The sequence below is a fragment of the Rhodoferax sp. GW822-FHT02A01 genome (assembly GCF_038784515.1).
Lineage (GTDB): Bacteria > Pseudomonadota > Gammaproteobacteria > Burkholderiales > Burkholderiaceae_C > Allorhodoferax.
Window position 1 is genome coordinate 1,185,351 of record NZ_CP152376.1, and the last position, 24,869, is coordinate 1,210,219.

General features: G+C 60.3%; 20 protein-coding genes. 13 read left to right on the plus strand and 7 right to left on the minus strand.

Going from position 1 to position 24,869, the window contains the following annotated elements; all coding sequences use genetic code 11:
- Positions 1-23 precede the first annotated feature (23 nt).
- The 5 genes from pyk to AAGF34_RS05675 are packed head-to-tail and all read left to right on the plus strand — an operon-like array spanning position 24 to position 5,359.
- Positions 24-1,442, plus strand: a complete 1,419-nt coding sequence (gene pyk, locus AAGF34_RS05655; protein ID WP_342619642.1) for a pyruvate kinase — start codon at positions 24-26, stop codon at positions 1,440-1,442.
- Positions 1,443-1,496: 54 nt separating this feature from the next.
- The gene (locus AAGF34_RS05660; RefSeq protein ID WP_342619643.1) at positions 1,497-2,627 is read left to right on the plus strand and encodes a Re/Si-specific NAD(P)(+) transhydrogenase subunit alpha; all 1,131 of its coding nucleotides are present in this window, start codon (positions 1,497-1,499) and stop codon (positions 2,625-2,627) included.
- Between the two features lie 26 nt (positions 2,628-2,653).
- Entirely contained in the window at positions 2,654-2,980 is a 327-nt protein-coding gene (locus tag AAGF34_RS05665; RefSeq protein WP_342619644.1) for an NAD(P) transhydrogenase subunit alpha, read from the plus strand.
- A complete protein-coding gene (locus AAGF34_RS05670; protein ID WP_342619645.1) occupies positions 2,977-4,404 on the plus strand; it encodes an NAD(P)(+) transhydrogenase (Re/Si-specific) subunit beta in 1,428 nt (475 codons plus the stop codon). The genes AAGF34_RS05665 and AAGF34_RS05670 overlap by 4 nt, the downstream gene beginning before the upstream one ends.
- A gap of 16 nt (positions 4,405-4,420) precedes the next feature.
- The gene (locus AAGF34_RS05675) at positions 4,421-5,359 is read left to right on the plus strand and encodes a LysR family transcriptional regulator (RefSeq protein ID WP_342619646.1); all 939 of its coding nucleotides are present in this window, start codon (positions 4,421-4,423) and stop codon (positions 5,357-5,359) included.
- A 27-nt stretch (positions 5,360-5,386) separates the two neighbouring features.
- Here AAGF34_RS05675 and AAGF34_RS05680 read toward each other — a convergent pair whose 3' ends face one another.
- From AAGF34_RS05680 to gcl, 5 genes are all read right to left on the minus strand, one after another.
- Positions 5,387-5,527: a hypothetical protein gene (locus AAGF34_RS05680; RefSeq protein ID WP_342619647.1), complete on the minus strand. Its 141-nt coding sequence runs from the start codon at positions 5,525-5,527 to the stop codon at positions 5,387-5,389.
- Positions 5,528-5,665: 138 nt separating this feature from the next.
- A complete protein-coding gene (locus AAGF34_RS05685) occupies positions 5,666-6,970 on the minus strand; it encodes a glycerate kinase (RefSeq protein ID WP_342619648.1) in 1,305 nt (434 codons plus the stop codon).
- Positions 6,971-6,998: 28 nt separating this feature from the next.
- Complete coding sequence (gene glxR / locus AAGF34_RS05690) at positions 6,999-7,901, minus strand: 2-hydroxy-3-oxopropionate reductase (protein ID WP_342619649.1); 903 nt, start codon at positions 7,899-7,901, stop codon at positions 6,999-7,001.
- Between the two features lie 45 nt (positions 7,902-7,946).
- Positions 7,947-8,729, minus strand: coding sequence for a hydroxypyruvate isomerase (gene hyi / locus AAGF34_RS05695; RefSeq protein WP_342619650.1), 783 nt, complete (start codon positions 8,727-8,729; stop codon positions 7,947-7,949).
- 44 nt (positions 8,730-8,773) lie between these two features.
- The gene (gcl, locus tag AAGF34_RS05700; RefSeq protein ID WP_342619651.1) at positions 8,774-10,564 is read right to left on the minus strand and encodes a glyoxylate carboligase; all 1,791 of its coding nucleotides are present in this window, start codon (positions 10,562-10,564) and stop codon (positions 8,774-8,776) included.
- A 141-nt stretch (positions 10,565-10,705) separates the two neighbouring features.
- On the opposite strand from gcl, the gene AAGF34_RS05705 reads away from it, so the two are divergent.
- The 8 genes from AAGF34_RS05705 (at position 10,706) to AAGF34_RS05740 (ending at position 21,718) form a co-directional block, all read left to right on the plus strand.
- Complete coding sequence (locus AAGF34_RS05705) at positions 10,706-11,614, plus strand: LysR family transcriptional regulator (protein WP_342619652.1); 909 nt, start codon at positions 10,706-10,708, stop codon at positions 11,612-11,614.
- 384 nt (positions 11,615-11,998) lie between these two features.
- A complete protein-coding gene (oxlT, locus tag AAGF34_RS05710; protein WP_342621039.1) occupies positions 11,999-13,270 on the plus strand; it encodes an oxalate/formate MFS antiporter in 1,272 nt (423 codons plus the stop codon).
- Positions 13,271-13,403: 133 nt separating this feature from the next.
- Complete coding sequence (locus tag AAGF34_RS05715; RefSeq protein WP_342621040.1) at positions 13,404-15,242, plus strand: NADH-ubiquinone oxidoreductase-F iron-sulfur binding region domain-containing protein; 1,839 nt, start codon at positions 13,404-13,406, stop codon at positions 15,240-15,242.
- On the plus strand, positions 15,239-18,232 hold the full coding sequence (gene fdhF, locus AAGF34_RS05720; protein WP_342619653.1) for a formate dehydrogenase subunit alpha: 2,994 nt from the start codon (positions 15,239-15,241) through the stop codon (positions 18,230-18,232). Before AAGF34_RS05715 ends, fdhF begins: the two co-directional genes overlap by 4 nt.
- Positions 18,233-18,258: 26 nt before the next feature.
- Positions 18,259-19,104: a formate dehydrogenase accessory sulfurtransferase FdhD gene (locus AAGF34_RS05725; RefSeq protein ID WP_342619654.1), complete on the plus strand. Its 846-nt coding sequence runs from the start codon at positions 18,259-18,261 to the stop codon at positions 19,102-19,104.
- 112 nt (positions 19,105-19,216) lie between these two features.
- Complete coding sequence (gene sucC / locus AAGF34_RS05730; protein WP_342619655.1) at positions 19,217-20,377, plus strand: ADP-forming succinate--CoA ligase subunit beta; 1,161 nt, start codon at positions 19,217-19,219, stop codon at positions 20,375-20,377.
- A 128-nt stretch (positions 20,378-20,505) separates the two neighbouring features.
- Entirely contained in the window at positions 20,506-21,399 is an 894-nt protein-coding gene (gene sucD, locus AAGF34_RS05735; protein ID WP_342619656.1) for a succinate--CoA ligase subunit alpha, read from the plus strand.
- A gap of 13 nt (positions 21,400-21,412) precedes the next feature.
- The gene (locus tag AAGF34_RS05740) at positions 21,413-21,718 is read left to right on the plus strand and encodes a hypothetical protein (protein WP_342619657.1); all 306 of its coding nucleotides are present in this window, start codon (positions 21,413-21,415) and stop codon (positions 21,716-21,718) included.
- Here the strand turns inward: AAGF34_RS05740 and AAGF34_RS05745 are convergent.
- Together AAGF34_RS05745 and AAGF34_RS05750 are read right to left on the minus strand one after the other, a co-directional pair.
- A complete protein-coding gene (locus tag AAGF34_RS05745; RefSeq protein WP_342619658.1) occupies positions 21,687-22,970 on the minus strand; it encodes an MFS transporter in 1,284 nt (427 codons plus the stop codon). The genes AAGF34_RS05740 and AAGF34_RS05745 overlap by 32 nt on opposite strands.
- A gap of 63 nt (positions 22,971-23,033) precedes the next feature.
- Positions 23,034-24,617 (minus strand): trimethylamine methyltransferase family protein, encoded by a 1,584-nt coding sequence (locus AAGF34_RS05750; protein ID WP_342619659.1) that lies wholly within the window; start codon positions 24,615-24,617, stop codon positions 23,034-23,036.
- Positions 24,618-24,869 lie beyond the last annotated feature (252 nt).

A 24,869-nucleotide genomic window follows, 5' to 3' on the forward strand; every position in this document is an offset into this window, starting at 1 on the left:
CCGAAACAAACTGGAAACATCCTATGCACAATTCCCGACTGGCAAAAATTGTTGCCACACTGGGTCCGGCCACGTCGGACGAGGCAACCATACGCGCCCTGTTTGAACTCGGGGTGAATGTATTTCGCCTCAACTTCAGCCACGGAACGCAGGCAGATCACGCACGGCGGCTACTGATCTTGCGCAACCTGGAGAAGGAATATGCCCGCCCCATCGGTGTACTTCTGGATCTGCAAGGCCCCAAGCTGCGTCTTGGTACCTTTCAAGATGGCAAAGCAACGCTGGTCAGCGGCCAAACCTTTCGCCTGGATATGTGCAGCGAGCCCGGGCACGCACAACGCGCCTACCTGCCGCATCCCGAGATATTTGCCGCCTTGCAGCCAGGTTCTGAATTGCTGCTGGACGACGGAAGGCTTCGTCTGCGCGTGGACCGCTGCGGGTCGGACTTTGCTGAAACGACGGTCATGGTGGGCGGGCAGATTTCGGACCGTAAGGGTCTCAACGTTCCCAGTGTCATATTGCCTATCTCACCACTGACTCCCAAGGACAGGGAAGATCTTGAGTTTGGCTTGGCACTGGGAGTGGACTGGGTGGCCTTGTCCTTTGTGCAGCGCCCCCAGGACATAGAAGAAGCACGCGCCATCATCGGATCACGCGCCTGGATCATGGCCAAGCTGGAGAAGCCTTCAGCCGTCGAACATCTGGAAGCCATTGTCGATTTGTGCGACGGCATCATGGTGGCGCGTGGCGATCTGGGAGTCGAACTCCCTCCGGAGCAGGTGCCCGAGTTGCAGCGACTCATTGTGCGTGCTTGTCGCAAGGCCGGCAAACCGGTTGTGGTGGCCACCCAGATGCTGGAATCCATGGTGAACGCGCCTGTGCCGACCCGCGCCGAAGTCAGCGACGTGGCTACTGCGGTATACGACGGTGTCGATGCCGTCATGCTCTCGGCTGAGTCCGCATCCGGAAAGTACCCGTTGGAATCGGTGGAGATGATGCGTCGCATCATCTCCAGAGTGGAGGGGAGTTCTCCGTACCGCGACGGAATCGGACAGGGGCATGCGCCAACGCCTGGCGCCACCTCCGATGCCATTTGTGCGTCGCTTCGACAAGTGGCGTCGACACTCTCCTCTGCCGTCACCGTGACCTATACCTCTTCAGGCTTCACGAGTCTGCGCGCTGCGCGTGAACGATCGCAATCCCCCATTCTTTGCCTGACACCGTCCGTTGAAACGGCACGCCGTATGTCCATGGTCTGGGGGGTTCACCCGGTACAGGTGGAAGACGTTCACGACGTGGGAGAAATGATTGAACGGGCAACGCATACCGCTGTGCAACAAGGTTTTGCCCAGGCGGGTTCCAACATTGTTGTCATCGCAGGTATTCCTTTCGGTCGCTCCGGCACGACCAACTTGCTGCATGTCGCACGCATCCCTGGTTGATACCGTGCATCGGTAGCTGGTCCCTGATCTCATTACAAGTAAATAGGTTGAAGTATGTTGATTGGTATTCCAAAGGAGACGCTGGCAGGCGAGAGCCGGGTGGCTGTCACGCCCGAGACGGTGAAGAAACTCAAAGCCCAGGGCCATAGCCTGTGGGTACAAAGCGGAGCCGGTGTCGCTGCCAGCGTGACCGACGAGGCCTATGTGGCAGCCGGTGCCGAAATCACCGATGCAGCGGGCGCCTTTGGTTGCGATCTGGTGCTCAAGGTGCGCAGCCCACAAGTGTCGGAGCTGCCCCTGCTGCGCGCGGGCACCACGCTGGTGGGCATGCTCAACCCCTTTGATGCTTCCGGTCTGCAGCAGCTGGCCACAGCCGGCCTGACCTCCTTTGCGCTGGAAGCCGCACCGCGCACCACCCGCGCGCAAAGCATGGACGTGCTCTCCAGCCAGGCCAATATCGCCGGCTACAAGGCGGTGATCATTGCGGCGGACAAGTACCAGCGCTTCTTCCCCATGCTCATGACTGCGGCCGGTACCGTCAAGGCAGCCCGTGTGGTGATCCTGGGTGTGGGCGTGGCCGGTCTGCAGGCCATCGCCACGGCCAAGCGCCTGGGTGCGGTGATCGAAGCCTCGGACGTGCGCCCCAGCGTGAAGGAGCAGGTGGAATCCTTGGGCGGCAAGTTCATCGACGTGTCGTATGACACCGACGAAGAGAAGGAAGCCGCGGTTGGTGTGGGGGGGTATGCCAAGCCCATGCCGCAGAGCTGGCTGGACCGCCAGAAGGTCGAGGTGGCCAAGCGCGTGGCGCTGGCCGATGTGGTGATCTCCACCGCCCTGATCCCCGGACGCGCAGCCCCCACGCTGATTACGGAAGACATGGTCAAGTCCATGAAGCCAGGCTCCGTGATCGTGGATATCGCAGCGGGCAAAGGCCCGGGTGGCGTGGGCGGCAACTGCCCGCTGTCTGAAGCCGACAAGACGGTGGTCAAGCACGGCGTGACCATTGTGGGCGAGACCAACCTGCCCGCGTTGGTGGCAGCCGATGCTTCCTCCTTGTATGCCCGCAACGTGCTGGACTTCCTCAAGCTGATCGTCAACAAGGAAGGCGCCTTGCACGTGGACCTGGAAGACGACATCGTGGCAGCCTGCCTGATGACCCAGGGCTTTGAGGTCAAGCGCAAATAAAGAAGAGCAACCAAAGGACAACCCCCATGGACCTCGTATCCCCCACGATCACCAACCTGATCATCTTTGTACTGGCCATCTACGTGGGCTACCACGTGGTGTGGACCGTCACGCCCGCCCTGCACACGCCGCTCATGGCGGTGACCAATGCCATCTCGGCCATCGTGGTGGTGGGCGCCATGCTCGCGGCCGCCCAGACCGAAACCCCCTGGGGCAAGGCCATGGGCGTGCTGGCCGTGGCACTGGCTGCGGTCAACATCTTCGGTGGCTTTCTGGTGACCCGGCGCATGCTGGAGATGTTCAAGAAGAAAGAGAAGAAGGCAACTCCCGCAGCTGAAGGGGGCCAAAAATGAGCATGAATGTTGTCACGCTGCTGTACCTGATTGCCTCAGTCTGCTTCATCCAGGCTCTGAAAGGCCTCTCGCACCCCACCACCTCCATCCGGGGCAATGTGTTCGGCATGATCGGCATGACCATTGCTGCCTTCACCACGGCGGCCCTGATTTACGAAACCTCGCACGGCAACGGCCTGGGCCTGGCCTGGGTGCTGCTGGGCCTGGTGGTGGGCGGCGGCTATGGTGCCTACCGCGCCAAGACGGTGGAGATGACCAAGATGCCCGAGCTGGTGGCCTTCTTCCACAGCATGATCGGTCTGGCGGCGGTGTTCATCGCCGTGGCCGCGGTGCTGGAGCCCGCGGCCCTGCTGCATGGACTGGCCAAGGGGGACCCGATTCCTACCGGCAACCGGCTGGAGCTGTTCCTGGGTGCAGCCATTGGTGCCATCACCTTCAGCGGCTCGGTGATTGCGTTTGGCAAGCTCTCGGGCACCTACAAGTTCCGATTGTTCCAGGGCGCGCCGGTTACCTTTGGCGGTCAGCACAAGCTCAATCTGGTGCTGGGCTTGCTCACGCTGGGTCTGGGCGTGGCCTTCATGGTCAGCGGCAATGAGGGTTACTTCTTTGCCATGCTGGCGCTGTCCTTTGTGATGGGCGTGCTCATCATCATCCCCATTGGCGGCGCCGACATGCCGGTGGTGGTGTCCATGCTCAACAGCTATTCGGGCTGGGCGGCGGCGGGCATTGGCTTCTCGCTAAACAACAGCATGCTGATCATTGCAGGCTCACTGGTGGGCTCCAGCGGCGCCATCCTCTCCTACATCATGTGCAAGGCCATGAACCGGTCGTTCTTCAACGTGATCCTGGGTGGCTTTGGTGGTGAGGCCGGTGGTCCTGCTGCGGGCAAGGCCGAGCAGCGCCCGGTCAAGAGCGGCTCCGCCGATGATGCGGCCTTTGTGCTGGGCAATGCCGAGACAGTGGTCATCGTGCCGGGCTATGGCCTGGCGGTGGCGCGGGCACAGCACTCGGTCAAGGAGCTGGCGGCCAAGCTCACCGAGAAGGGCATTACCGTGAAGTACGCCATTCACCCGGTGGCAGGACGCATGCCCGGCCACATGAACGTGCTGCTGGCCGAGGCGGAGGTGCCCTATGACCAGGTGTTTGAGATGGAGGACATCAACGGCGAGTTCGGTCAGGCCGATGTGGCCATCATCCTGGGCGCCAATGACGTGGTGAACCCGGCGGCGCACACCAAGGGCAGCCCGATCTACGGCATGCCGATTCTGGAGGCCTACAAGGCCAAGACGGTGATCGTGAACAAGCGCTCCATGGCCGCAGGTTACGCCGGTCTGGACAACGAACTCTTCTACATGGACAAGACCATGATGGTGTTTGGAGACGCCAAGAAGGTCGTTGAGGACATGACCAAGGCGATCGAGTAGCTGGCAGCAGCGACAGATGAAGCACGCGACACTACGTCAACTCAAGGTATTTGAATCGGTTGCACGCAACCTGAGTTTCTCGCGCGCTGCAGAAGAGCTGCATTTGACACAACCGGCGGTATCCACCCAGGTAACCAAATTGGAGGAGCATGCCGGAAACCCTCTATTCGAACAGTTTGGAAAGAAGATTTACCTGACACCCGCGGGGCATGAACTGCTGCAGATCAGTCGTGGAATCATCCAGCAGTTTGAGGCGGCTGAAAGCGCGATGGCGCACTTCAAAGGCGTGACGGGCGGAAAACTCAACATTGGCGTGATCAGCGCCGGCGACTACTTCTTTCCCAGATTGCTCGTCGAGTTTGCCAGCCGACATAAAGGTGTGGTTCTCAATTTCAAGGTACACAACCGGGAAGGCTTGCTGAACCAACTCACCGAGAACCTCACCGACCTGGCGATCATGGTGCGACCACCGACTGACATGGATACCGTGCATCAGGCCTTTGCCCCGCACCCCTATGTCATTGTCGCCGCCGCAACCCATCCTCTGGTTGGCAAAAAGAACATCCCGAGAGCGACCCTGATGGCAGAGCCATTCGTGGTCCGCGAGAAGGGATCGGACACCTGGCGATCCATGGAGCAAGGTTTCGAGGGTGACTTGGGCAACCTCAACATTGCAATGGAGATCTGCAGCACAGAAACAATCAAGCAAGCAGTGATCGCGGGGATGGGAATCAGCTTCCTGTCCGCCCACACAGTGAGCCAGGAACTGAGAAGCGGCAGCCTGCGCGTGCTGGACGTGCAAGGCTTCCCACTGATGTTGCACTGGTACATCGTGCAACGGCGCTCCAAACGCCTGCCGCCTGTGGCGCAAGCATTCAAAGACTATCTGCTGCAGGACGGCGCAGCTCTCATTTCAAAAATCGTCCCTACCGACAGTTACGCGAAGCCCGCTTGAATGCCGGCATCGCACAACGCAAGTTGCTTAGCGCGCAGCCTTCAACGCGTCTTGCACTGCCTTGAAGAAAATGACGATGGGCATGGCCTCGAACAACTCGACCAAGAAGCTGAAATTCTGGCTCGGCAGAGAGTAGATGGAGTTAACGGAACCAATTTGCGATTTCATGGTTTTTTCCTTTTGAACTAGGGTTAACCCTATTATAAAAGGAAAATCGTTTTTACCTAGTATTAACCCTAGGTCCCGCCGAGATATACGTCCAAACGGCAACAGCTGTACACATGGCGCAACAGGCTTTGTGTCGACTCACGTCCCGGAATCGGCCTCGATCAACACCGCACGAAAATCATTCACGTTGGTGCGTGTAGGACCAGTGACCACCGAATCCCCCAACAGCCCGAAAAAGCCGTGACCGTTGTTGTTGGATAAGTCGTCTTGCGGGTTGCGGCCAAGCTTCCAGGCACGCGCAAGTGAGTCGGGGCGCAAGAGCCCACCCGCGATCTCTTCCTGTCCATCCACTCCGTCCGTGTCTCCCGCAAGGGCGTAAACGCGGGGGTGACCATTCAAGGTCAGCCCCATCGACAGAAGACACTCCACATTGCGGCCACCACGCCCGGTGCCCCGCACAGTGACTGTTGTCTCGCCACCGGACAACAGCACGCATGGCGCAGCGAACGGCTGCCCGCGGTCAGCGACCTGCAATGCCATGCCCGCCAAGACCTTGCCGACATCGCGCGCCTCGCCTTCCAGCGCATCGCCCAGAATATGCGCCGGCATACCCGACTCGCGTGCAATGCGCGCAGCCGCTTCCAGCGCCTGCTGTGGTGCGGCAATCAAACGTATCTCGGTACGGGCCAGCCGAGGGTCCCCGGGCTTGATGGATTCGCCCCGCCCACTCACCAGCAGATCGAGGGCCGCGGGGGGCAAGTCAATGCCGTAGCGCCGTACGATGGCTAGCGCGTCTTCACAGCTGGTTGGGTCGCCCACCGTGGGACCGGACGCGATGTCCATCGGATTGTCTCCCGGCACATCCGAGATCAGCAGCGTGACAACACGGGCCGGATGGCATGCGACAGCCAGTCTTCCGCCCTTGATGGCAGACAGGTGACGGCGCACGCAGTTCATTTCGGAAATGGTTGCACCGGAACGGAGCAGCGCACGGTTGAGCTCCGTCTTGTCCTGCAGCGTAAGACCCGCAGCAGGAAGCGGCAGCAGCGCAGAACCGCCGCCCGAAATAAGACACAGGACAAGGTCCTCCTCCTTGAGTCCGGTGACGAGTTTCAACATGCGCTCTGCCGCCACCTGGCCCGCAGCATCGGGCACAGGATGGGCGGCCTCCACAATCTCGATGTGCTCACACGGAGCGGCATAGCCGTAGCGCGTAACGACCAGTCCCTCCAAGCGCGGCAGATGTTCCTTCCAATGGGTCTCTACCGCCTGCGCCATTGCGGCGGATGCCTTACCGGCTCCAATGACGATGAGCCGTCCATGGGGTGCTGGTAAGGGCAGGTGCTTGGGAACACAGAGAGCCGGCTGGGCGCTGGCGATTGCCGCATCGAACATCCGCCTGAGCAACTGTTGCGATGCGTTGGCACCGTGGGAGTCTGCCATGGAAGGGGCCATCACAACCACAACCGCTTCAGGCGGTCTGGCCGATTTCAAAGTTGGCCAGCTTTTCCAGTGCGCGCACCATTGCCGAGTGGTCCCATGCCTGGCCACCATGGGCAACGCAGGAGTTGAAGAGTTCCTGCGCGGTTGCGGTGTTCGGCAATGAAACACCGAGTGCACGTGCGCTGGACAAAGCCAAATTCAGGTCCTTCTGATGGAGTCCGATACGGAAACCCGGATCAAAAGTACGCTTGATCATGCGCTCGCCGTGTACCTCCAGAATCTTCGAAGAAGCAAAACCACCCATCAACGCCTGGCGCACGCGTGCGGGGTCGGCACCGGCCCGTGCAGCAAACAGCAGTGCTTCTGCAACGGCCTCGATATTCAGGGCAACAATGATTTGATTGGCGACCTTGGCCGTTTGACCATCGCCATTGCCTCCAACCAGGGTAATGTTCTTGCCCATCAATTCGAACAGGGGCTTGACCTTGTTGAAGGTTGCCTCGGAACCACCCACCATGATGGACAGCGTGGCATTCTTGGCACCGACTTCGCCGCCGGACACAGGCGCATCCAGATATTCGCAGCCGATGGCGTTGATTCTGTTCGCAAAGTCCTTGGTGGCAATCGGTGAAATGGAGCTCATGTCCACCACGGTCTTTCCCTTGCTCAGACCGGCGGCCACGCCATTCTCGGAGAAGAGTGCAGCTTCAACATCCGGCGTGTCAGGGACCATCAGGAAAATGATGTCGGCCCGCTCCGCAACACCGCGTGCACTCAGGCATTGGGTAGCCCTGCTGCTTTCGATGTGAGCGGGCATCTTGCCCAAGGTAAAGACGAAAAGATCGTGGCCTGCCTGCAAGAGGTGACCAGCCATAGGGGCACCCATGATGCCAAGACCAATGAAGCCGATTTTGAGAGGGGATGAAGTCATAAGAAAATCCTGTTCTGTGAGATGGGACGAGTCAGGTCAATACCTTCAAGTCCGCTTCATTTTTTGCAGCCAGCCAAGGCCAGCGGTCGTGGTAGCTGCAGGTTTGTATTCGCAACCAATCCAGCCCGCATAGCCAACGCGATCCAGGTACTCCAATAGAAACGGGTAGTTGATTTCGCCGGTACCCGGCTCATTGCGCCCTGGGTTGTCTGCCAACTGGATATGCGCAATGCGATGCAAGTGTTTTTGCATGGTCGTGGCAAGCTCACCTTCCATGCGTTGTGCGTGGTAGATGTCGTATTGCAGGAAAGCGTTGTCTGCACCGACTTCATCCAGAACGGAAATCGCCTGCTCGGTGCGGTTCAGGTAGAAGCCGGGAATGTCATAGGTGTTGATGGGTTCAATCAACAACCGCAGACCTGCCTCCTTGAGGGCTCTGGCTGCATACGAGAGATTGGCCACAAATGTTGCACGCAAAACCTCGGGCGAGGTTCCTGCGGGTGCCTTGCCTGCGAGGCAGTTGAGTTGCTTCACACCCAGGGCCTGGGCGTACGCAATGGCACGGCCGACTCCGTCGCGGAATTCCGCGACGCGCTGGGGATCGCAGGCAATGCCGCGCTCGCCAGCCTCCCAATCCCCTGCAGGCAGGTTGTGCAAGACCAGCTCAAGTCCGTTGTCGTCCAGACGTGATCGTAGGTCCTCCACCTTGAAGGCATAGGGAAAGAGAAATTCGACTGCGCGAAAGCCGGCCCGTGATGCGGCTTCGAATCGATCCAGAAAAGGCAGCTCGGTAAAGAGCATGCTGAGATTGGCGGAAAATTTTGGCATGTTGACGTTCTGCTGTGTTGCTGCGTATAGGTTCCGTTGGGCACTTATTCAAGCAACCCTGCGAGCTCCAGACCTTTGCGCCCTTCCGGATGCAGACACTCGATTTCTTCGAACTCGTTGATCTTGTCGATCTCAGTGCCCATTGCAATGTTGGTCACCTTTTCCAGAATGACTTCCACGACCACCGGAACCTGGTACTTTTCCGCCATCGCACGTGCTTCCACCAATGCACCCTGGAGTTTTTCGGGGTCCGTCACACGCAGACTCTTGCAGCCAAGTCCCTGCACAACGGCCTGGTGATCCACGCCATAGCTTTGCACAGTAGCGTCATCCACATTCTGGTTTTCAAACGCCAGCTGAACGCAGTAGTCCATGTCAAAACCACGCTGGGCTTGGCGTATCAGTCCCAGGTAGCTGTTGTTCACCAACACATGGACGTATGGCAACCGGAACTGGGCGCCCACAGCGAGTTCTTCCAGCATGAACTGGAAGTCGTAGTCACCGGACAAGGCCACCACATTGCGCGTGGGGTCTGCAACGACGACGCCCAGAGCTGCGGGCATGGTCCAGCCCAGAGGACCGGCCTGACCACAGTTGATCCACTGGCGCGGTCCATAGACGTGCAGGAATTGGGCGCCAGCAATCTGGCTCAGACCAATGGTTGTGACATAGATGGTGTCACGCGAGAAGGCCTTGTTCATTTCTTCGTACACGCGCATCGGTTTGATCGGTGTTTCTGTGAAATGGGTCTTGCGGTGCATCAGTTGCTTGCGCTCCAAGCAGCGCTTGGACCAGTCACTGAAGTTCTTGAGTTTGCGGCTTTCCATGCGCTCCCGTGCAACCTGGACGAAAAGCTCCAGCGCCGCCTTTGCATCGCTGACGATGCCCAAGTCCGGGTTGAATACCCGACCGATCTGGGTCGGTTCAATATCGACGTGGACAAAGGTTCGGCCTTTGCAATACACCTCCGGAGATCCGGTATGGCGGTTCGCCCAGCGGTTGCCAATACCGAGCACAAAATCACTTGCCAGCAGGGTTGCATTACCGTAGCGATGGCTTGTCTGCAAACCCACCATTCCGGCCATCAGCGGATGGTCGTCTGGAATGCTGCCCCAGCCCATCAGCGTAGGAATCACGGGAACGCCCGTGAGTTCGGCGAATTCCACCAACAACTCCGAGGCGTCTGCGTTGATGATGCCGCCTCCTGCCACGATCAAAGGCTTGTCTGCGGCCATCAACATGTCCAGAGCCTTTTCAATTTGCTTGCGTGTGGCCGCCGGCTTGTAAACCGGCAGTGGCTCATAGGTATCGATGTCGAACTCGATCTCAGCCATTTGCACATCAAAGGGAAGGTCAATAAGAACCGGGCCTGGGCGACCGCTACGCATCAGATGGAATGCCTGCTGGAAGGTACGCGGCACCAGCGCCGGTTCACGCACCGTCACACTCCATTTGGTCACTGGCTTGCTGATGCTCTCGATGTCAACCGCCTGGAAGTCTTCTTTGTGCAGTCGTGCGCGTGGCGCCTGACCCGTGATGCACAGAATTGGAATACTGTCGGCAATAGCCGAGTACAGACCGGTGATCATGTCGGTCCCCGCTGGCCCACTGGTGCCAATGCATACGCCAATATTCCCTGCCTTGGCACGCGTATAGCCTTCGGCCATATGCGAAGCACCCTCTACGTGGCGGGCCAGAATGTGTGAGATGGAATCGCGCTCACGCAACGCAGCGTAGAAAGGGTTGATCGCTGCACCCGGCACACCAAACGCTTGGGTGATACCTTCTTTTTCCATGACCAGCACGGCGGCCATGGCTGCCTTCATCTTTGCCATCTTGTGTCTCCAGTTATGTTTGATGAGTAACTGGAGAAAGTGTCTGCGCACGGCAACATATCTGGAAGTGCGGAGCGCGGCATTATGTTTATTCCTGTTCGGAATATTTGCGTTTTCAGGCGCGCGTGTTCTACTCGGCGCATGGACCATCTGCATGCCGTCAGACTTTTCATTCGGGTCGTGGACCTGGGCTCCTTCAGCAAGGCTGCCGCAGACCTGGGCATAGGCCAACCCTCTGCGACGAAAGTGGTGGCTCAGCTGGAATCCCAACTCGGTTCCCGTTTGCTGCATCGATCAACCCATGGCGTCACGCCGACGGAAATCGGCCTGCTGTACTACGAGAAATGCAAACTCATCAGCCACCACTTCGAAGAAGCGCAGTCCGTTGCCGCACTGATGCAATCGCAAATACAAGGCGTTTTGCGTATCAGCACCTCGGTGGCCTTCGGCAGACGTGTCATGGTGCCACTGGTCATGCGCTTCATGAGGAGCAACCCCAAGGTCCAGATCGAGTTGACTTTTGATGATCGCTATGTCGACCTCGTAGCGCAGGGCATAGATGTCGCCGTACGGATGGGGCGCTTGTCCGACTCCACCTTGGGTGCGCGTTTTCTGGGCATCAATCCCTGGGTCGTGGTTGGTTCGCCCAAATATCTGGTGGAACGCGGCATACCCAAACGCCCCGCGGACCTCGCTCGACATGACGCCTTGGTATACAGCACGGTACAAGGCGACGCGCGTTGGCTATTCACGGGAGCAGATGGTCGCTTGCATCCGACTCCGGTAAGAGGCCTGCTTCGCTCCAACAATCTGTCCGCATTGCTTTCCGCTGCCAGCGCAGACATGGGTATTGCTGCCTTGCCGTGGTATGTGGCCTATGAGTCGGTCCAGTCCGGTGCTGTGGTGCCCATCCTGAGCGAGTGGTCGCTTCCTTCGCAAGAGATACACGCGGTGTATCCATCGCCTCGTCGGGTTCCCGTCAAAGTCAGCCATTTCATTGACTGGTTGCAAGGGCAGATTGGCGAGTCATGGTGGTCCGATTACAAATAATCGAATGCTGATGGCCACCCCGAACCGCCCCCTATTTCCCCCCATTTTTCAAGCTACCTGAAGCCTTCCGCACAAAGGGCTACACACTGCGCCAATCATGTGCACACGGGCGCCCCAAAGGGGCGTATACAAGGCATAGAGGTGCAGAAGATGCCTAGGGAAAATACTAGCCCGAATTTTCCGAAAGATGACGGTGGTCAAGCGCTCCAAGCGGGTCACGCTTCTACATTTCCTCACCCGAGCATCGTTTCCCTATTGGAAATGAATCACTTCGTCTAGGGTTAACTTGCCACATCTTCGCCGATGTTTCGCCATGAGCAATGATAAGGAGACACAAATAACATGACACAACAACATACCGTGGCCGCTTCAGGAGTGGGCCATATGACCGACGCTGTACACCACCCCATGTTCCGATGGGGACAACTGATTCTGGGCATTCTCTGCATGGCCTTGATTGCCAATTTGCAGTATGGCTGGACTCTGTTCGTCAACCCCATTGACAGCAAATTCCATTGGGGGCGGACAGCCATTCAGCTGTCTTTCACGATTTTCGTCGTGGTGGAAACCTGGTTGGTCCCCATCGAGGGCTGGCTGGTTGATAAATTCGGTCCCCGCCCCGTTGTTGCCGGTGGCGCCATCCTCGCGGGCTTGGGCTGGACGATCAACTCCTATGCCAACTCTCTGACCATGCTGTATTTTGGTGCGGTGGTTTGCGGCATTGGCGCAGGCTGTGTCTACGGCACTTGCGTTGGCAATGCCTTGAAGTGGTTCCCGGATCGACGTGGCCTGGCTGCCGGACTGACGGCAGCTGGTTTCGGTGCCGGTGCTGCGGTAACCGTGATTCCAATTGCCAGCATGATCGAATCCGCTGGATACGAGCAGACCTTCCTCTCGTTCGGTATCGGGCAAGGCATCTGCATGTTCATCTTTGCGTTGATGATGGTAAAGCCGGTACCACCTAAAAATGTCGCGATCCGCTCACGACTGGTAATGACCAAGGTTGACTACACGGCAGCACAAATGGTGCGGACCCCGGTGTTCTGGCTGACGTATGTGATGTTTGTGGCTGTCGCAGCGGGCGGCTTGATGGCCACTGCCCAACTCGGCCCCATGGCCAAAGACTACGGACTGAATGCAATACCGGTGAGTTTCTTCGGCATGGTGACCTTGCCGCTCTTGACCATGACATTGGCTGTTGACAATTTGGCCAACGGATTTACACGACCACTGTGCGGATTCATTTCCGACCGACTGGGTCGTGAGAACACCATGGCAATCGTGTTTGTCAGCGAAGGGTTTGCGCTTCTCGGACTCATGAAGTTTGGACACAGTCCCTACGCCTTCATGACCTTTGCGGCGCTGATATTCCTTTGCTGGGGTGAAATCTTTTCGATTTTCCCTGCGTTGGTGGCTGACACATTTGGTATCAAGAACGCCGCTGCCAATGCGGGAACCATGTACACGGCCAAGGGCACCGCAGCGCTGCTGGTTCCATTGGCATCCCTGATGTCAACCAATGGCAACTGGGACAACGTGCTCATCCTTGCAGCAAGCATTGCCATCGTCGCAGGTCTGTGTGCCAAGCTGGTTCTGGCACCCATGCGCAGCAACTGCATTGCGCAAGCCAATGCACGCAATGCGCCATTCGCCTGATACACACAAAACACTGTAGGCCAGCGCCGAAATGGCGTGTATTTTTTAGCTGGATAAATCGCAAGTGAACATGCAATCTGTAGTTGCCCCGTCTTCTGAAGTGAAGCCCGTGTCCTTGGGCACGGTAGAGGACATGCGCGAGCGCATACGCCGCAAAGCCAAGCTCAAGGGTCGTCAGGCGGACGATGTGTCACTGGGTGAGGTGCGCGCACTGATCGGAGACGCGCCGCACCCGCGCGATCTGCTCATCGAGCACCTGCACAAGCTCAACGACGCCTACCGCTGCCTGCATGACCGGCACCTGGTGGCATTGGCACGGGAGATGAACATCCCCATGGCCGAGGTGTTTGAAGTGGCCACCTTCTACCACCACTTCGAAGTGGTCAAGGGCGACGCGCAGGCACCGGGCCTGACGGTGCGCGTATGCGACGGCCTGAGCTGCGAGATGGCAGGTGCCCAGGATCTGCTGCAGCGCCTGCCTGCCTTGCTGGGCGGCGACGTGCGCGTGGTTGCCGCTCCCTGTGTGGGACGCTGCGAACAAGCCCCAGTGGCTGTGGTGCACCAGCACCCTGTGCCTGTGGCTACGGTGGAGGCAGTGGTGGATCTGGTGGACAAGGCACACGCCCACCACCCGGAGGCCCTGGCCGATGCCGTGTTCATGGCGTCCTCCAACGCGGAGTGCAGCATTTCCCCGCGCCCCCATGCCATTGAAGTGGCACCCGGCTACGCAGGCTATGCGGCATACCGCCACGCTGGCGGCTATGCCTTGGCAGCGGCCCTGGTCAACGGCGAACAGGATGCCGAGAGCGTCATCAAGGCCATGGAGGATTCGGGGCTGCGCGGCCTGGGTGGCGCCGGCTTCCCGGCTGGGCGCAAATGGCGCATCGTGCGCGACCAGCCCGCACCCAAGCTCATGGCGGTCAACATCGACGAGGGGGAGCCCGGCACCTTCAAGGACCGCACCTACTTGGAGCGTGACCCACACCGCTTTCTGGAAGGCCTGCTGATTGCCGCGCAAATCGTGGGCATAGAGCGCTGCTACATCTACCTGCGTGACGAATACCACGGCTGCCGCGCCATCCTGGAAACCGAGCTGGCCAAGTTGCAGGCCAATCCGCCGTGTCTCTTGCCCCACATCGAGCTGCGCCGCGGTGCAGGTGCCTACATCTGTGGCGAAGAGTCGGCCATGATTGAGAGCATCGAAGGCAAACGCGGCGAGCCACGCATGCGCCCGCCCTATATCGCCCAGGTCGGCCTGTTTGGCCGCCCCACGCTGGAGCACAATTTCGAGACCTTGTACTGGGTGCGCGACATCGTGGAGAAGGGCGCCTCCTGGTTCAGCAGCTATGGCCGCAATGGCCGCAAAGGCCTGCGCTCTTTCAGCGTCAGCGGTCGCGTGCGCCACCCCGGTGTCAAGCTGGCGCCGGCCGGCATCACCCTGCGTGAACTGATCGACGAATACTGCGACGGCATGCAGGACGGTCACACGCTGTACGCCTACCTGCCCGGCGGCGCCTCAGGCGGCATCTTCCCGGCCAGTCTGGCCGATGTGCCGCTGGACTTTGACACCATCCAGCCGCATGGCGGCTTCATCGGCTCCGCCGCCGTCATCGTGCTCAGCCAGCACGACAGGGCGCGCGATGCCGCACTTAACATGATGCGCTTCTTCTCCCACGAGAGCTGCGGCCAGTGCACGCCCTGCCGCGTAGGCACGTCCAAGGCGGCCAAGCTCCTGGAAGCGCCCGTGTGGGATGTGGACACGCTGGAAGACCTCAACATCGTGATGACCGACGCCTCCATCTGCGGGTTGGGCCAGGCCGCGCCCAACCCGGTGCGCTGCGTTATCAAATATTTCCCCCACGAGATCAATGGTGCGGGGGCGAGTGACGCCGGGCCGCCCCAAGGCACGAGGGCCCCCACGGGGGACAGCGCAGTACACAACGTGACAAGCGTGGGGGCCAATAAACCATGAATGCCATCACCAAGATGAACGAAGTGCTTCCCGCTACCGTGGAGTTCAAGCTCGACCAGCAGACCATCCACGCGTTTGAGGGCGAAAGCATCCTCAAGGCGGCCAAGCGCCACGGTGTGGACATCCCGCACCTTTGCTACAAGGACGGCCTGCGCGCAGACGGCAATTGCCGCGCCTGCGTGGTGGAGATCAAGGGCGAGCGCACCCTGGCGCCCAGTTGCTGCCGCAATGCCACAGCGGGCATGGAGGTGCTACTGAAGACCCCGCGGGTAGAGAAGAGCCAGAAGATGGTTCTGGAGATGCTGCTCTCCGATATGCCCGATACCGGGTACAAGTGGAATGACGCAGGTGCTACTTCTGCCTCTTCTGGCACGGCGGTGGCGGCCGGTAAGTCGGGAGCCGATTTTGCGCTCGCGCATGAGGCACCCGGCTTACCGGCCGACGCCGCTGTGCCAGAAGCGAGCGCCAATCACCCCGGCCAACACGGCGAACTCAGTTACTGGGTCGACCGGCTGGATGTGACCGTGCGCCCGGCCTTGAAGTCTCTCCGAAGAGAACAACCCCAGGCCGACGTATCCCACCCCGCCATGGCCGTGAACCTGGACGCCTGCATCCAGTGCAACCGCTGCGTACGCGCCTGCCGCGAAGAACAGGTCAACGACGTCATCGGCTACGCGCTGCGCGGCTCGCACAGCGAGATCGTGTTCGACCTGAACGACCCCATGGGCGAGAGCACCTGCGTGGCCTGCGGCGAATGCGTGCAGGCCTGCCCCACCGGCGCGCTCATGCCCAAGACCCAGATCGGCTCGCAACTGGTGGATAAAAAGGTGGACTCCGTCTGCCCGTTCTGCGGCGTGGGCTGTCTGCTCACCTACAACGTCAAGGACAACGTCATCGTCAGCGTCGATGGCCGCGACGGCCCGGCCAACCACAACCGCCTGTGCGTCAAGGGCCGCTTCGGCTTTGACTATGCGGCCAACCCGCAGCGCCTGACCGTGCCACTCATCCGCAAGGAAGGCGTGCCCAAGGACCCGGCCCTGCTGGACAACCTCAACCGCGATTCAGCCGACTGGTCCGACGTGTTCCGTGAAGCCACCTGGGAAGAAGCGCTGGCCTGTTCCGCTGGCACGCTCAAGCGGCTGCGCGATGCCCATGGCAAGAAGGCGCTGGCGGGCTTTGGCTCGGCCAAGGGCAGCAATGAAGAGGCTTACCTGTTCCAGAAGCTGGTGCGCACCGGCTTTGGCAGCAACAATGTGGACCACTGCACCCGCCTGTGCCACGCCTCCAGCGTGGCCGCCTTGCTCGAAGGTGTGGGCTCCGGTGCGGTGAGCAACCAGGTCAACGACGTGCAGCATTCGGAGCTGATCTTCGTGATCGGCTCCAACCCCACGGCCAACCACCCGGTGGCTGCCACCTGGATGAAGAATGCATCCAAGCAGGGCGCCAAGATCGTGCTGGCCGACCCGCGCATTACCGACATCGGCAAGCACGCCTGGCGCACGCTGCAGTTCAAGCCCGACACCGATGTGGCCATGCTCAATGCACTGATCCACGTGGTGATCGAGGAAGGCCTGGCCGACCAGGACTTCATTGCCAAGCGTGCCAACAACTTCGAAGCGCTGCGCGAGAACGTCAAAGGCTACAGCCCTGAGGCGATGGAGCCCATCTGCGGTATTCCGGCCCAGACGCTGCGTGAGGTGGCGCGGGCCTTTGCCAAGGCCAAGAGCGCCATGATTCTGTGGGGCATGGGCGTGAGCCAGCACGTACACGGCACCGACAACGCACGCTGCCTGATTGCCCTGGTCACAGTCACCGGCCAGATCGGCAAGCCCGGCTCCGGCCTGCACCCACTGCGCGGCCAGAACAATGTGCAGGGCGCATCCGACGCGGGTCTGATCCCCATGATGTTCCCCAACTACCAGCGCGTGGACAACAAGGCGGTGCACAGCTGGTTCGAGAAGTTCTGGGACACCAAGCTCGATGACCGACCCGGCTATACCGTGGTGGAGATCATGCACAAGGCCTTGGCCGATGACAGCGACCCGCACAAGGTGCGCGGCATGTACATCATGGGCGAGAACCCGGCCATGAGCGACCCCGACCTCAACCATGCCCGCCATGCCCTGGCTTCACTTGAGCACATGGTGGTGCAGGACATCTTCATGACGGAGACCGCCTGGCTGGCCGATGTCGTGTTGCCCGCCACCGCCTGGCCAGAAAAGAACGGCACCGTCAGCAACACCGACCGCATGGTGCAGCTGGGCAAGAAGGCCATCGACCCACCGGGTCAGGCCATGCCCGACCTGTGGATCATCCAGCAGATCGCCAAGCGTATGGGCTTGAACTGGAATTACCAGGGGGATATGGACGGTGTGGCCGCTGTCTACGAAGAAATGCGCCAGGCCATGTCCACGGCCATCTCCGGCATCACCTGGGAGCGGCTGCAGCGCGAGTCCAGCGTCACCTATCCCTGCCTGAGTGCCGAAGACCCGGGCGCGCCCACGGTGTTCATCGACCGGTTCGCCACCACCGATGGCCGTGTGAACCTGGTGCCAGCCGACATCATTCCGGCCAATGAGCGGCCCGATGCGGAGTTTCCGTTTGTGCTGATCACCGGGCGCCAGCTGGAGCACTGGCACACCGGCAGCATGACCCGTCGCGCCGTGGTGCTCGATGCCATTGAACCCATGGCCACGGCCTCGATGTGCGGTGAAGACCTGAGTCTGCTCGGGCTGGAGGCCGGGGACGTGGTGACGGTGCAGTCGCGCCGTGGCGAGGTGGCCATCCATGTGCGCCGCGATGACGGCACGCCGCGTGGTGCGGTCTTCATCCCGTTTGCCTACTACGAGGCAGCAGCCAACCTGATGACCAATGCAGCACTGGATCCGTTTGGCAAGATTCCGGAATTCAAGTACTGCGCAGTGGCCATTCGCCGCGGTGGAAAACCACAGGCAGTGCCGGGTTATGGCACGGCCAAGCTGGCTGCCTGAGCCGCCAGCGACTACAACGGTTGGATATGCAGCACGCCAAGCCCACACTCACGCAGGTAAGCGCAGCCCTGACCCACGAAGTGGAAGTGGTCAATGAGCTGGGCGAGCGCTACCTGCTCTCCATACCCAGTGAGCGCGCGCTCACGGTGTATGTGGACAAGCGCGAGCTCATCACCCTCATGACCCTGGGTGCGCGGCCCGAGTGGCTGGTGACCGGCTATCTGCTCAACCAGCGTCTGGTGGCCGGCGTTGAAGACATCGCCTCGGTGACCGTCGATTGGGAAGTGGGTGCTGCAGCCGTCAAAACGCGCGGCGGCATCGTGGACCTGGCGCAAAAGACCGCACGCCGCGTGGTCACCACGGGTTGCGGCCAAGGTAGTGTGTTCGGAGACATGATGGACGGCGTAGACCAGCTGGCGCTGCCCGACACCCGCATCACCCAGAGCGAGCTGTATTCCATCGTCAATGCGATTCGCCTGCAGCAAAGCGTGTACAAGAGCGCGGGTTCGGTGCATGGCTGTGCGCTGTTCCGTGGTGAAGAGATGCTGCTGTTTGTGGAAGACGTGGGGCGCCACAACGCCATCGACACCATTGCCGGCTGGATGGCACTCAACGACCAGCACAGCGCGGGCAAGGTGCTGTACACCACGGGGCGGCTGACCAGCGAGATGGTCATCAAGGCGGCGCAGATGGGCATTGCCATCGTGGTGTCGCGCAGCGGCATGACGCAAATGGGGCATGCCGTGGCGCAGAAGCTGGGCCTGTGCGCCATTGGTCGGGCCACCAACCGGCGCTTCCTGTGCTTTAGTGGCGCCGAGCGTCTGCAATTGCAACCCGAGCTGGCTGCCTCACCCGTACGCGTTGCGGCTTGAGGCCGTCAAGCTGCGAGATTGTCGAGACAGCCATACCCATGCCTGAAGAGCCGTCCCCTCCCATCGTTTGGCTCTTTCGTTTCCCTTTATGCAAACCCTCTAGAGAGATGTTATGAAGATTCATGAGTACCAAGGCAAGGAAATCTTGCGCCAATTTGGTGTGCCGGTGCCGCGCGGTATCCCCGCATTTACCGTACAGGAAGCAGTAGAAGCTGCGCAAAAGCTCGGTGGCCCGGTGTGGGTGGTGAAGGCCCAGATCCACGCGGGTGGCCGCGGCAAGGGCGGTGGCGTCAAGGTTGCCAAGACCATTGAAGACGTCAAGCGCCTGGCTGGCGAGATCCTGGGCATGCAGCTCAAGACCCACCAGACTGGCCCCGAAGGCCAGAAGGTACGCCGCCTCTACATCGAAGACGGCGCCGATATCCAGAAGGAATACTACGTCTCGGTCGTGACCGACCGCGCCTCGCAGAAAGTGGCTTTCATTGCCTCCAGCGAAGGCGGTATGGACATCGAGGAAGTGGCGCACTCCACCCCCGAGAAGATCATCACCGAGTTCATTGACCCGCTGACCGGCCTAGGTGCCGAGCAGGCCAAGAAGATTGCCGACGGCATTGGCATGCCGGCAGACTCCACCGCCCAAGCCGTGGACATCTTCCAGAAGCTCTACAAGTGCTACATGGACACTGACGCGTCGCTGGTGGAAATCAACCCCCTGAACCGCGACAGCAAAGGCAATGTCGTTGCCCTGGACGCCAAGTTCAACTTTGACGCCAACGCCCTGTACCGTCACCCCGAAATCGTGGCCTACCGCGATCTGGACGAAGAAGATCCTGCCGAAGTCGAAGCCTCCAAGTTCGATTTGGCCTACATCAGCCTGGACGGCAACATCGGCTGCCTGGTCAACGGCGCTGGCCTTGCCATGGCGACCATGGACACCATCAAGCTGTTTGGCGCAGAACCCGCCAACTTCCTGGACGTGGGTGGTGGTGCTACCCCCGAGAAGGTGACCGAAGCCTTCAAGATCATGCTGAAGAACCCCAAGGTCAAGGCCATTCTGGTCAACATCTTCGGCGGCATCATGAAGTGCGACACCATCGCCACCGGCGTGATCACGGCCTGCAAGGCGGTGAACCTGTCGGTGCCACTGGTGGTGCGCATGAAGGGCACCAACGAAGAACTCGGCAAGAAGATGCTGGCCGAATCGGGCCTGCCCATCATCAGCGCCGACACCATGGCCGAAGCGGCCCAAAAAATTGTGGCAGCGGTGGCGTGACACCCCCCCGAAGCGCCTGCGGCGCCTCCCCCTGCAGGGGGCGCCACCTACAGCCCGGCAAAGCCGGTTCTGTGGTGGCCACTGGGCTGGGCGTATGCACATCCATCGCGTTTTGACAAGGATTCATCATGAGCATCTTCATCAATAAAGACACCAAGGTCATCACCCAGGGCATTACCGGCAAGACCGGTCAGTTCCACACGGAAAAGTGCCAGGAATACGCCAACGGCAAGAACTGCTTTGTGGCCGGCGTGAACCCCAAGAAGGCGGGCGAGTCCATCTTCAACATCCCAATCTACGCCTCCGTCAAGGAAGCCGCATCGGAAACCGGCGCTACCGTGTCGGTGATCTACGTGCCGCCCGCAGGCGCTGCTGCTGCCATCTGGGAAGCCGTGGAAGCCGATCTGGATCTGGCGATCTGCATTACCGAAGGCATTCCGGTCAAGGACATGCTCGAAGTGCGCAACCGTATGAAGGCCAAAGTGGCTGCGGGTGGCAAGGAGACTTTGCTGCTGGGCCCGAACTGCCCCGGCCTGATTACCCCTGAGGAAATCAAGATCGGCATCATGCCCGGACACATCCACCGCAAGGGCCGCATTGGTGTGGTCAGCCGCTCCGGCACGCTGACGTACGAAGCCGTGGCGCAGTTGACCGAAATCGGTCTGGGCCAGTCTTCTGCAGTTGGTATTGGTGGTGACCCCATCAACGGTTTGAAGCACATCGACGTGATGCGCGCCTTCAACGAAGATCCCGATACCGATGCCGTCATCATGATCGGTGAAATCGGCGGGCCCGATGAAGCCGAGGCTGCACGCTGGTGCAAGGCCAACATGAAGAAGCCTATTGTTGGCTTCATCGCCGGTGTGACTGCCCCTGCGGGCAAGCGCATGGGACACGCAGGTGCCCTGATCTCCGGTGGTGCCGATACGGCCGATGCCAAGCTGGCCGTGATGGAAGAGTGTGGCTTCAAGGTCACACGCAATCCCTCCGAAATGGCTAAGCTGCTCAGGACCATTTTGTAGTTTTGGATACCTCATGAAGTCGCAAACCGCAACAGATGCACAGCGCGATGTGATACATCACCTGGATAGGGTTTGGCATTCGCTCTCGACGTGTGAAGCCAAGGTCGCCCGAATTTACCTACAAAACGCGAGCGATCTGGCCCACATGACAGTGAAGGAAGTTTCGCGCATGGCCCATGTCAGTCCGCCGACCGTTCTTCGGTTTTGCAGAAGAATCGGGTACAGCGGGTTTGCCGACTTCAAGAACAAACTGCTGACCGTGCCTGAAGAGCAGCACTCTCAAACGCCTATTGCTCAGGCTCCACAAACGGTGCCATAGGGCGGCTGTGCTCAAAGTCCGGGCGGCGCGGGTCCATCTGCAGCACGGCTTGCGAGCCGCCACCCATGACCACGTAGTCGGTCTTGTGGCTGGTCGTTGACGCGTGGATGAAACGCTGCGGCGCGAACACCCAGATGCTCACGCACACCAGGCCCAGCACAATGGCAAAGTACAGCATCAGCGCCTCCGGCCCCAGCAGATCCATCACGCCCCCGGCCAGCGTAGGCCCCACGGTGGAACCGATGCCGTACAGCAGCAACAGGCCACTGGTAACTTCCAGCACGCGGCTAGGGTCGATCAGGTCGTTCACGTGGGCCACGCTCAGGCCGTAGATGGACATGGACAGGCCGCCATACACAATGCCCAGCGCGATCAGCGAGGCCTCGTATTCGCGTGCCAGATAGAACCCCACGCCGGACACTGCGGCACTGGCCATGCAGACCCAGAACAGCACCCAGCGTCGGTCGTACCGGTCCGAGAGTTGCCCGATGGGCCACTGACCGGCAGCGCCGCCCAGAATGGTGGCCGCCATGAAGGTGGCAATGCCGCGCTCGCTGTAACCCACACCCTGGCCGAACACATGGCCCAGGCTGTAGAAGGCACCGCCCAGCAGCCCTGATGCGATGGTTCCGATCACACCAATGGGCGAGATATAGATCAGGTCCTTGAGCACAAAGCGCGGCGCTTCCATGGTTTCGGGTTCGGTCACCGGTGTCAGCGTGATGGGGATCAGCGCAAAGGAAAACAGGATCGACACCAGCGCGAACGGCACAAATCCAAACCGGTCCCCCACCAATATCAGCCATTGCCCCAGCGCCATGGAGATGCCGCTGACCGCCATGTAGGCTGCAAACACCTTGCCACGCTGCGCGGTGGTGGCCACCACATTGAGCCAGCTCTCCACCACGATGTACAGGCCGACCAGGCACACGCCGGTGACGAAGCGCAGGATGCCCCAGGCCAGCGCATTGGTCCACAGCGCATGGAACATGGGGATGGCCGACGCGATGGAAGCCATGGCGGCAAAGGCGCGGATGTGGCCTACGCTGCGGATGATGGCCGGGCAGGCATAGGTGCCGTAGACAAAGCCCGCAAAATAGGCCGACATCACCAACCCGGTCACCAAGCTCGAGAAATGCGCAGAGCCCGCCTGCACGCCGATGGCTGCAAATAGCAACCCCGTTCCTACCACCAGCATGGCCAGCCCGCTCAGCAACGAAGCCAGAGGAAGCAGGAGTTTGTTGATGCCCATAGCGCCCCAATAAAAAAAGGCGCGCTGCCAAATAGCAACGCGCCTTGCGATGTTAAACCGGGATCAGACGTTGGAATCGGCGAAAGAACCTTTGCGGCGGTTTACGTAGTCCAGAATGGCTTCGTCGGTGGCCACGTCCAGAGCCGGTGCTTCGTATTCAGCCAGCTGCTTCTTCCACAGGGTGTTGGCACGGGCCGTGAGGTCACGTGAGCCTTCGGCTTCCCATTGCTCGAAGCTGTTGTTGTCGGTAATGGGCGAGCGGTAGAAGGCGCTCTCGAAGTTGGCTTGCGTATGCGCACAGCCCAGGAAGTGCTTGCCCGGACCGACTTCACGGATGGCATCCATGGCCTGGCCGTTTTCCGACAGGTCCACACCCGCCAGAAGCGTGTGCATCATGCCGGCCTGATCCACATCCATGATGAACTTCTCATACCCCATGGACAGACCGCCTTCGAGCCAGCCTGCGGTGTGCAGCACAAAGTTCACGCCACCCAGGCAGGTGGGCAACAAGGTGTTGGCCGATTCGGAAGCCGCTTGCGCATCGGAAATCTTGGAGCCACACAGGCCACCACCGGAGCGGAACGGAACGCCCAGGCGACGTGCCAGCGCTGCCATCACGTACAGCACCAGCGCGGGCTCCGGCGTACCAAAGGTGGGAGCGCCCGACTGCATGGAGATGGAGGAGGCAAAGCTGCCCAGCACCACCGGCGCACCGGGGCTGCACAACTGCACAAAGGCCATGCCGGCCAGTGCTTCGGCGAGTGTCTGCGCGGCCGTACCCGCAACCGTCACCGGCGACATGGCGCCAGCCAGGATGAAGGGCGTGATGATGGTGGCCTGGTTGTTGCGCGCATAGACCTTGGCCGCACCCAGCATGGTCTCGTCAAAGGTCATAGGCGAGTTGGCGTTGATCAGGTTGATGATCGCCGTGCGGGGCTTGCCGGTCAGCGGGTCAATCCAGTTGTCGCCGAACAGCAGCTTGGTCATCTCCACTGTGTCCTGCGCACGCTCGGGATGCGTGACCGAGCCCATGAAGGGCTTGTCGCTGAACTTCATATGGGAATAGACCATGTCGAAGTGGCGCTTGTTCACCGGCAGATCAACCGGCTCGCAAATCGTTCCACCCGAGTGGTGGATGGGGTTGGCCATGTAGGCCAGCTTCACGAAGTTCTGGAAGTCCTGGATGGTGGCGTAGCGGCGGCCACCTTCGAGGTCACGCACAAAGGGTGAGCCGTAGGCCGGCGCAAACACGGTGTTCTTGCCACCGATCACCACGCTGCGGGCGGCGTTGCGGGCATGCTGGGTGAACTCGCGCGGGGCGTTGTCCTGCACGATCTTGCGGGCCAGGCCACGGGGAAAACGCACGCGTTCGCCCTTGACGTCACAGCCGGCGTTGCGGAACAGTTCCAGCGCTTCGGCGTCATCACGAAAGTCGATGCCGGTTTCTTCCAATATCGTGTCGGCATTGCGCTCGATAATGGCCAGGCCTTCTTCATCGAGCACTTCAAAGTACGGGATCTTGCGGGTGATGTAGGGAACCGATTGGGTGCTACGGGCCGAGCGCGCTGCGCGCTTGGCCTCACGGCCACCACCGGCACGGCGTCCGCGGGGGGCTTCGGTTTCTGTTTGTTCAACGGTGTCGGTCATGCGGTCTCTCCAGTGCCTGATGCGTGCCCGCATGAGTAATATTCATGCGCTGCAATATGAATAGTCATAGTATTGCAGCCCTCGCCCATAGGCTTGACCTGTTTGCGACACGCATTTGCATGTAAACGCCGCCGCCTTTGCGCACTCCGGAGTTTGTCGCTTTCGCGCCGCCCCAAGTCGCCTCATGCACCTCTTGCGCCCACGTGCGGCCCTAGCATTCACACCGTCTTTAACCCCATCGCGAGAGTGGAA

What these genes read in the sequence shown, in the direction of transcription:
- pyk (WP_342619642.1), top strand. Translation starts at nt 24, where the DNA reads ATGCACAATTCCCGACTGGCAAAAATTGTTGCCACACTGGGTCCGGCC.
- AAGF34_RS05660 (WP_342619643.1), top strand. Translation starts at nt 1,497, where the DNA reads ATGTTGATTGGTATTCCAAAGGAGACGCTGGCAGGCGAGAGCCGGGTG.
- AAGF34_RS05665 (WP_342619644.1), top strand. Translation starts at nt 2,654, where the DNA reads ATGGACCTCGTATCCCCCACGATCACCAACCTGATCATCTTTGTACTG.
- AAGF34_RS05670 (WP_342619645.1), top strand. Translation starts at nt 2,977, where the DNA reads ATGAGCATGAATGTTGTCACGCTGCTGTACCTGATTGCCTCAGTCTGC.
- AAGF34_RS05675 (WP_342619646.1), top strand. Translation starts at nt 4,421, where the DNA reads ATGAAGCACGCGACACTACGTCAACTCAAGGTATTTGAATCGGTTGCA.
- AAGF34_RS05680 (WP_342619647.1), bottom strand. Translation starts at nt 5,527, where the DNA reads ATGAAATCGCAAATTGGTTCCGTTAACTCCATCTACTCTCTGCCGAGC.
- AAGF34_RS05685 (WP_342619648.1), bottom strand. Translation starts at nt 6,970, where the DNA reads ATGGCAGACTCCCACGGTGCCAACGCATCGCAACAGTTGCTCAGGCGG.
- glxR (WP_342619649.1), bottom strand. Translation starts at nt 7,901, where the DNA reads ATGACTTCATCCCCTCTCAAAATCGGCTTCATTGGTCTTGGCATCATG.
- hyi (WP_342619650.1), bottom strand. Translation starts at nt 8,729, where the DNA reads ATGCCAAAATTTTCCGCCAATCTCAGCATGCTCTTTACCGAGCTGCCT.
- gcl (WP_342619651.1), bottom strand. Translation starts at nt 10,564, where the DNA reads ATGGCAAAGATGAAGGCAGCCATGGCCGCCGTGCTGGTCATGGAAAAA.
- AAGF34_RS05705 (WP_342619652.1), top strand. Translation starts at nt 10,706, where the DNA reads ATGGACCATCTGCATGCCGTCAGACTTTTCATTCGGGTCGTGGACCTG.
- oxlT (WP_342621039.1), top strand. Translation starts at nt 11,999, where the DNA reads ATGACCGACGCTGTACACCACCCCATGTTCCGATGGGGACAACTGATT.
- AAGF34_RS05715 (WP_342621040.1), top strand. Translation starts at nt 13,404, where the DNA reads ATGCGCGAGCGCATACGCCGCAAAGCCAAGCTCAAGGGTCGTCAGGCG.
- fdhF (WP_342619653.1), top strand. Translation starts at nt 15,239, where the DNA reads ATGAATGCCATCACCAAGATGAACGAAGTGCTTCCCGCTACCGTGGAG.
- AAGF34_RS05725 (WP_342619654.1), top strand. Translation starts at nt 18,259, where the DNA reads ATGCAGCACGCCAAGCCCACACTCACGCAGGTAAGCGCAGCCCTGACC.
- sucC (WP_342619655.1), top strand. Translation starts at nt 19,217, where the DNA reads ATGAAGATTCATGAGTACCAAGGCAAGGAAATCTTGCGCCAATTTGGT.
- sucD (WP_342619656.1), top strand. Translation starts at nt 20,506, where the DNA reads ATGAGCATCTTCATCAATAAAGACACCAAGGTCATCACCCAGGGCATT.
- AAGF34_RS05740 (WP_342619657.1), top strand. Translation starts at nt 21,413, where the DNA reads ATGAAGTCGCAAACCGCAACAGATGCACAGCGCGATGTGATACATCAC.
- AAGF34_RS05745 (WP_342619658.1), bottom strand. Translation starts at nt 22,970, where the DNA reads ATGGGCATCAACAAACTCCTGCTTCCTCTGGCTTCGTTGCTGAGCGGG.
- AAGF34_RS05750 (WP_342619659.1), bottom strand. Translation starts at nt 24,617, where the DNA reads ATGACCGACACCGTTGAACAAACAGAAACCGAAGCCCCCCGCGGACGC.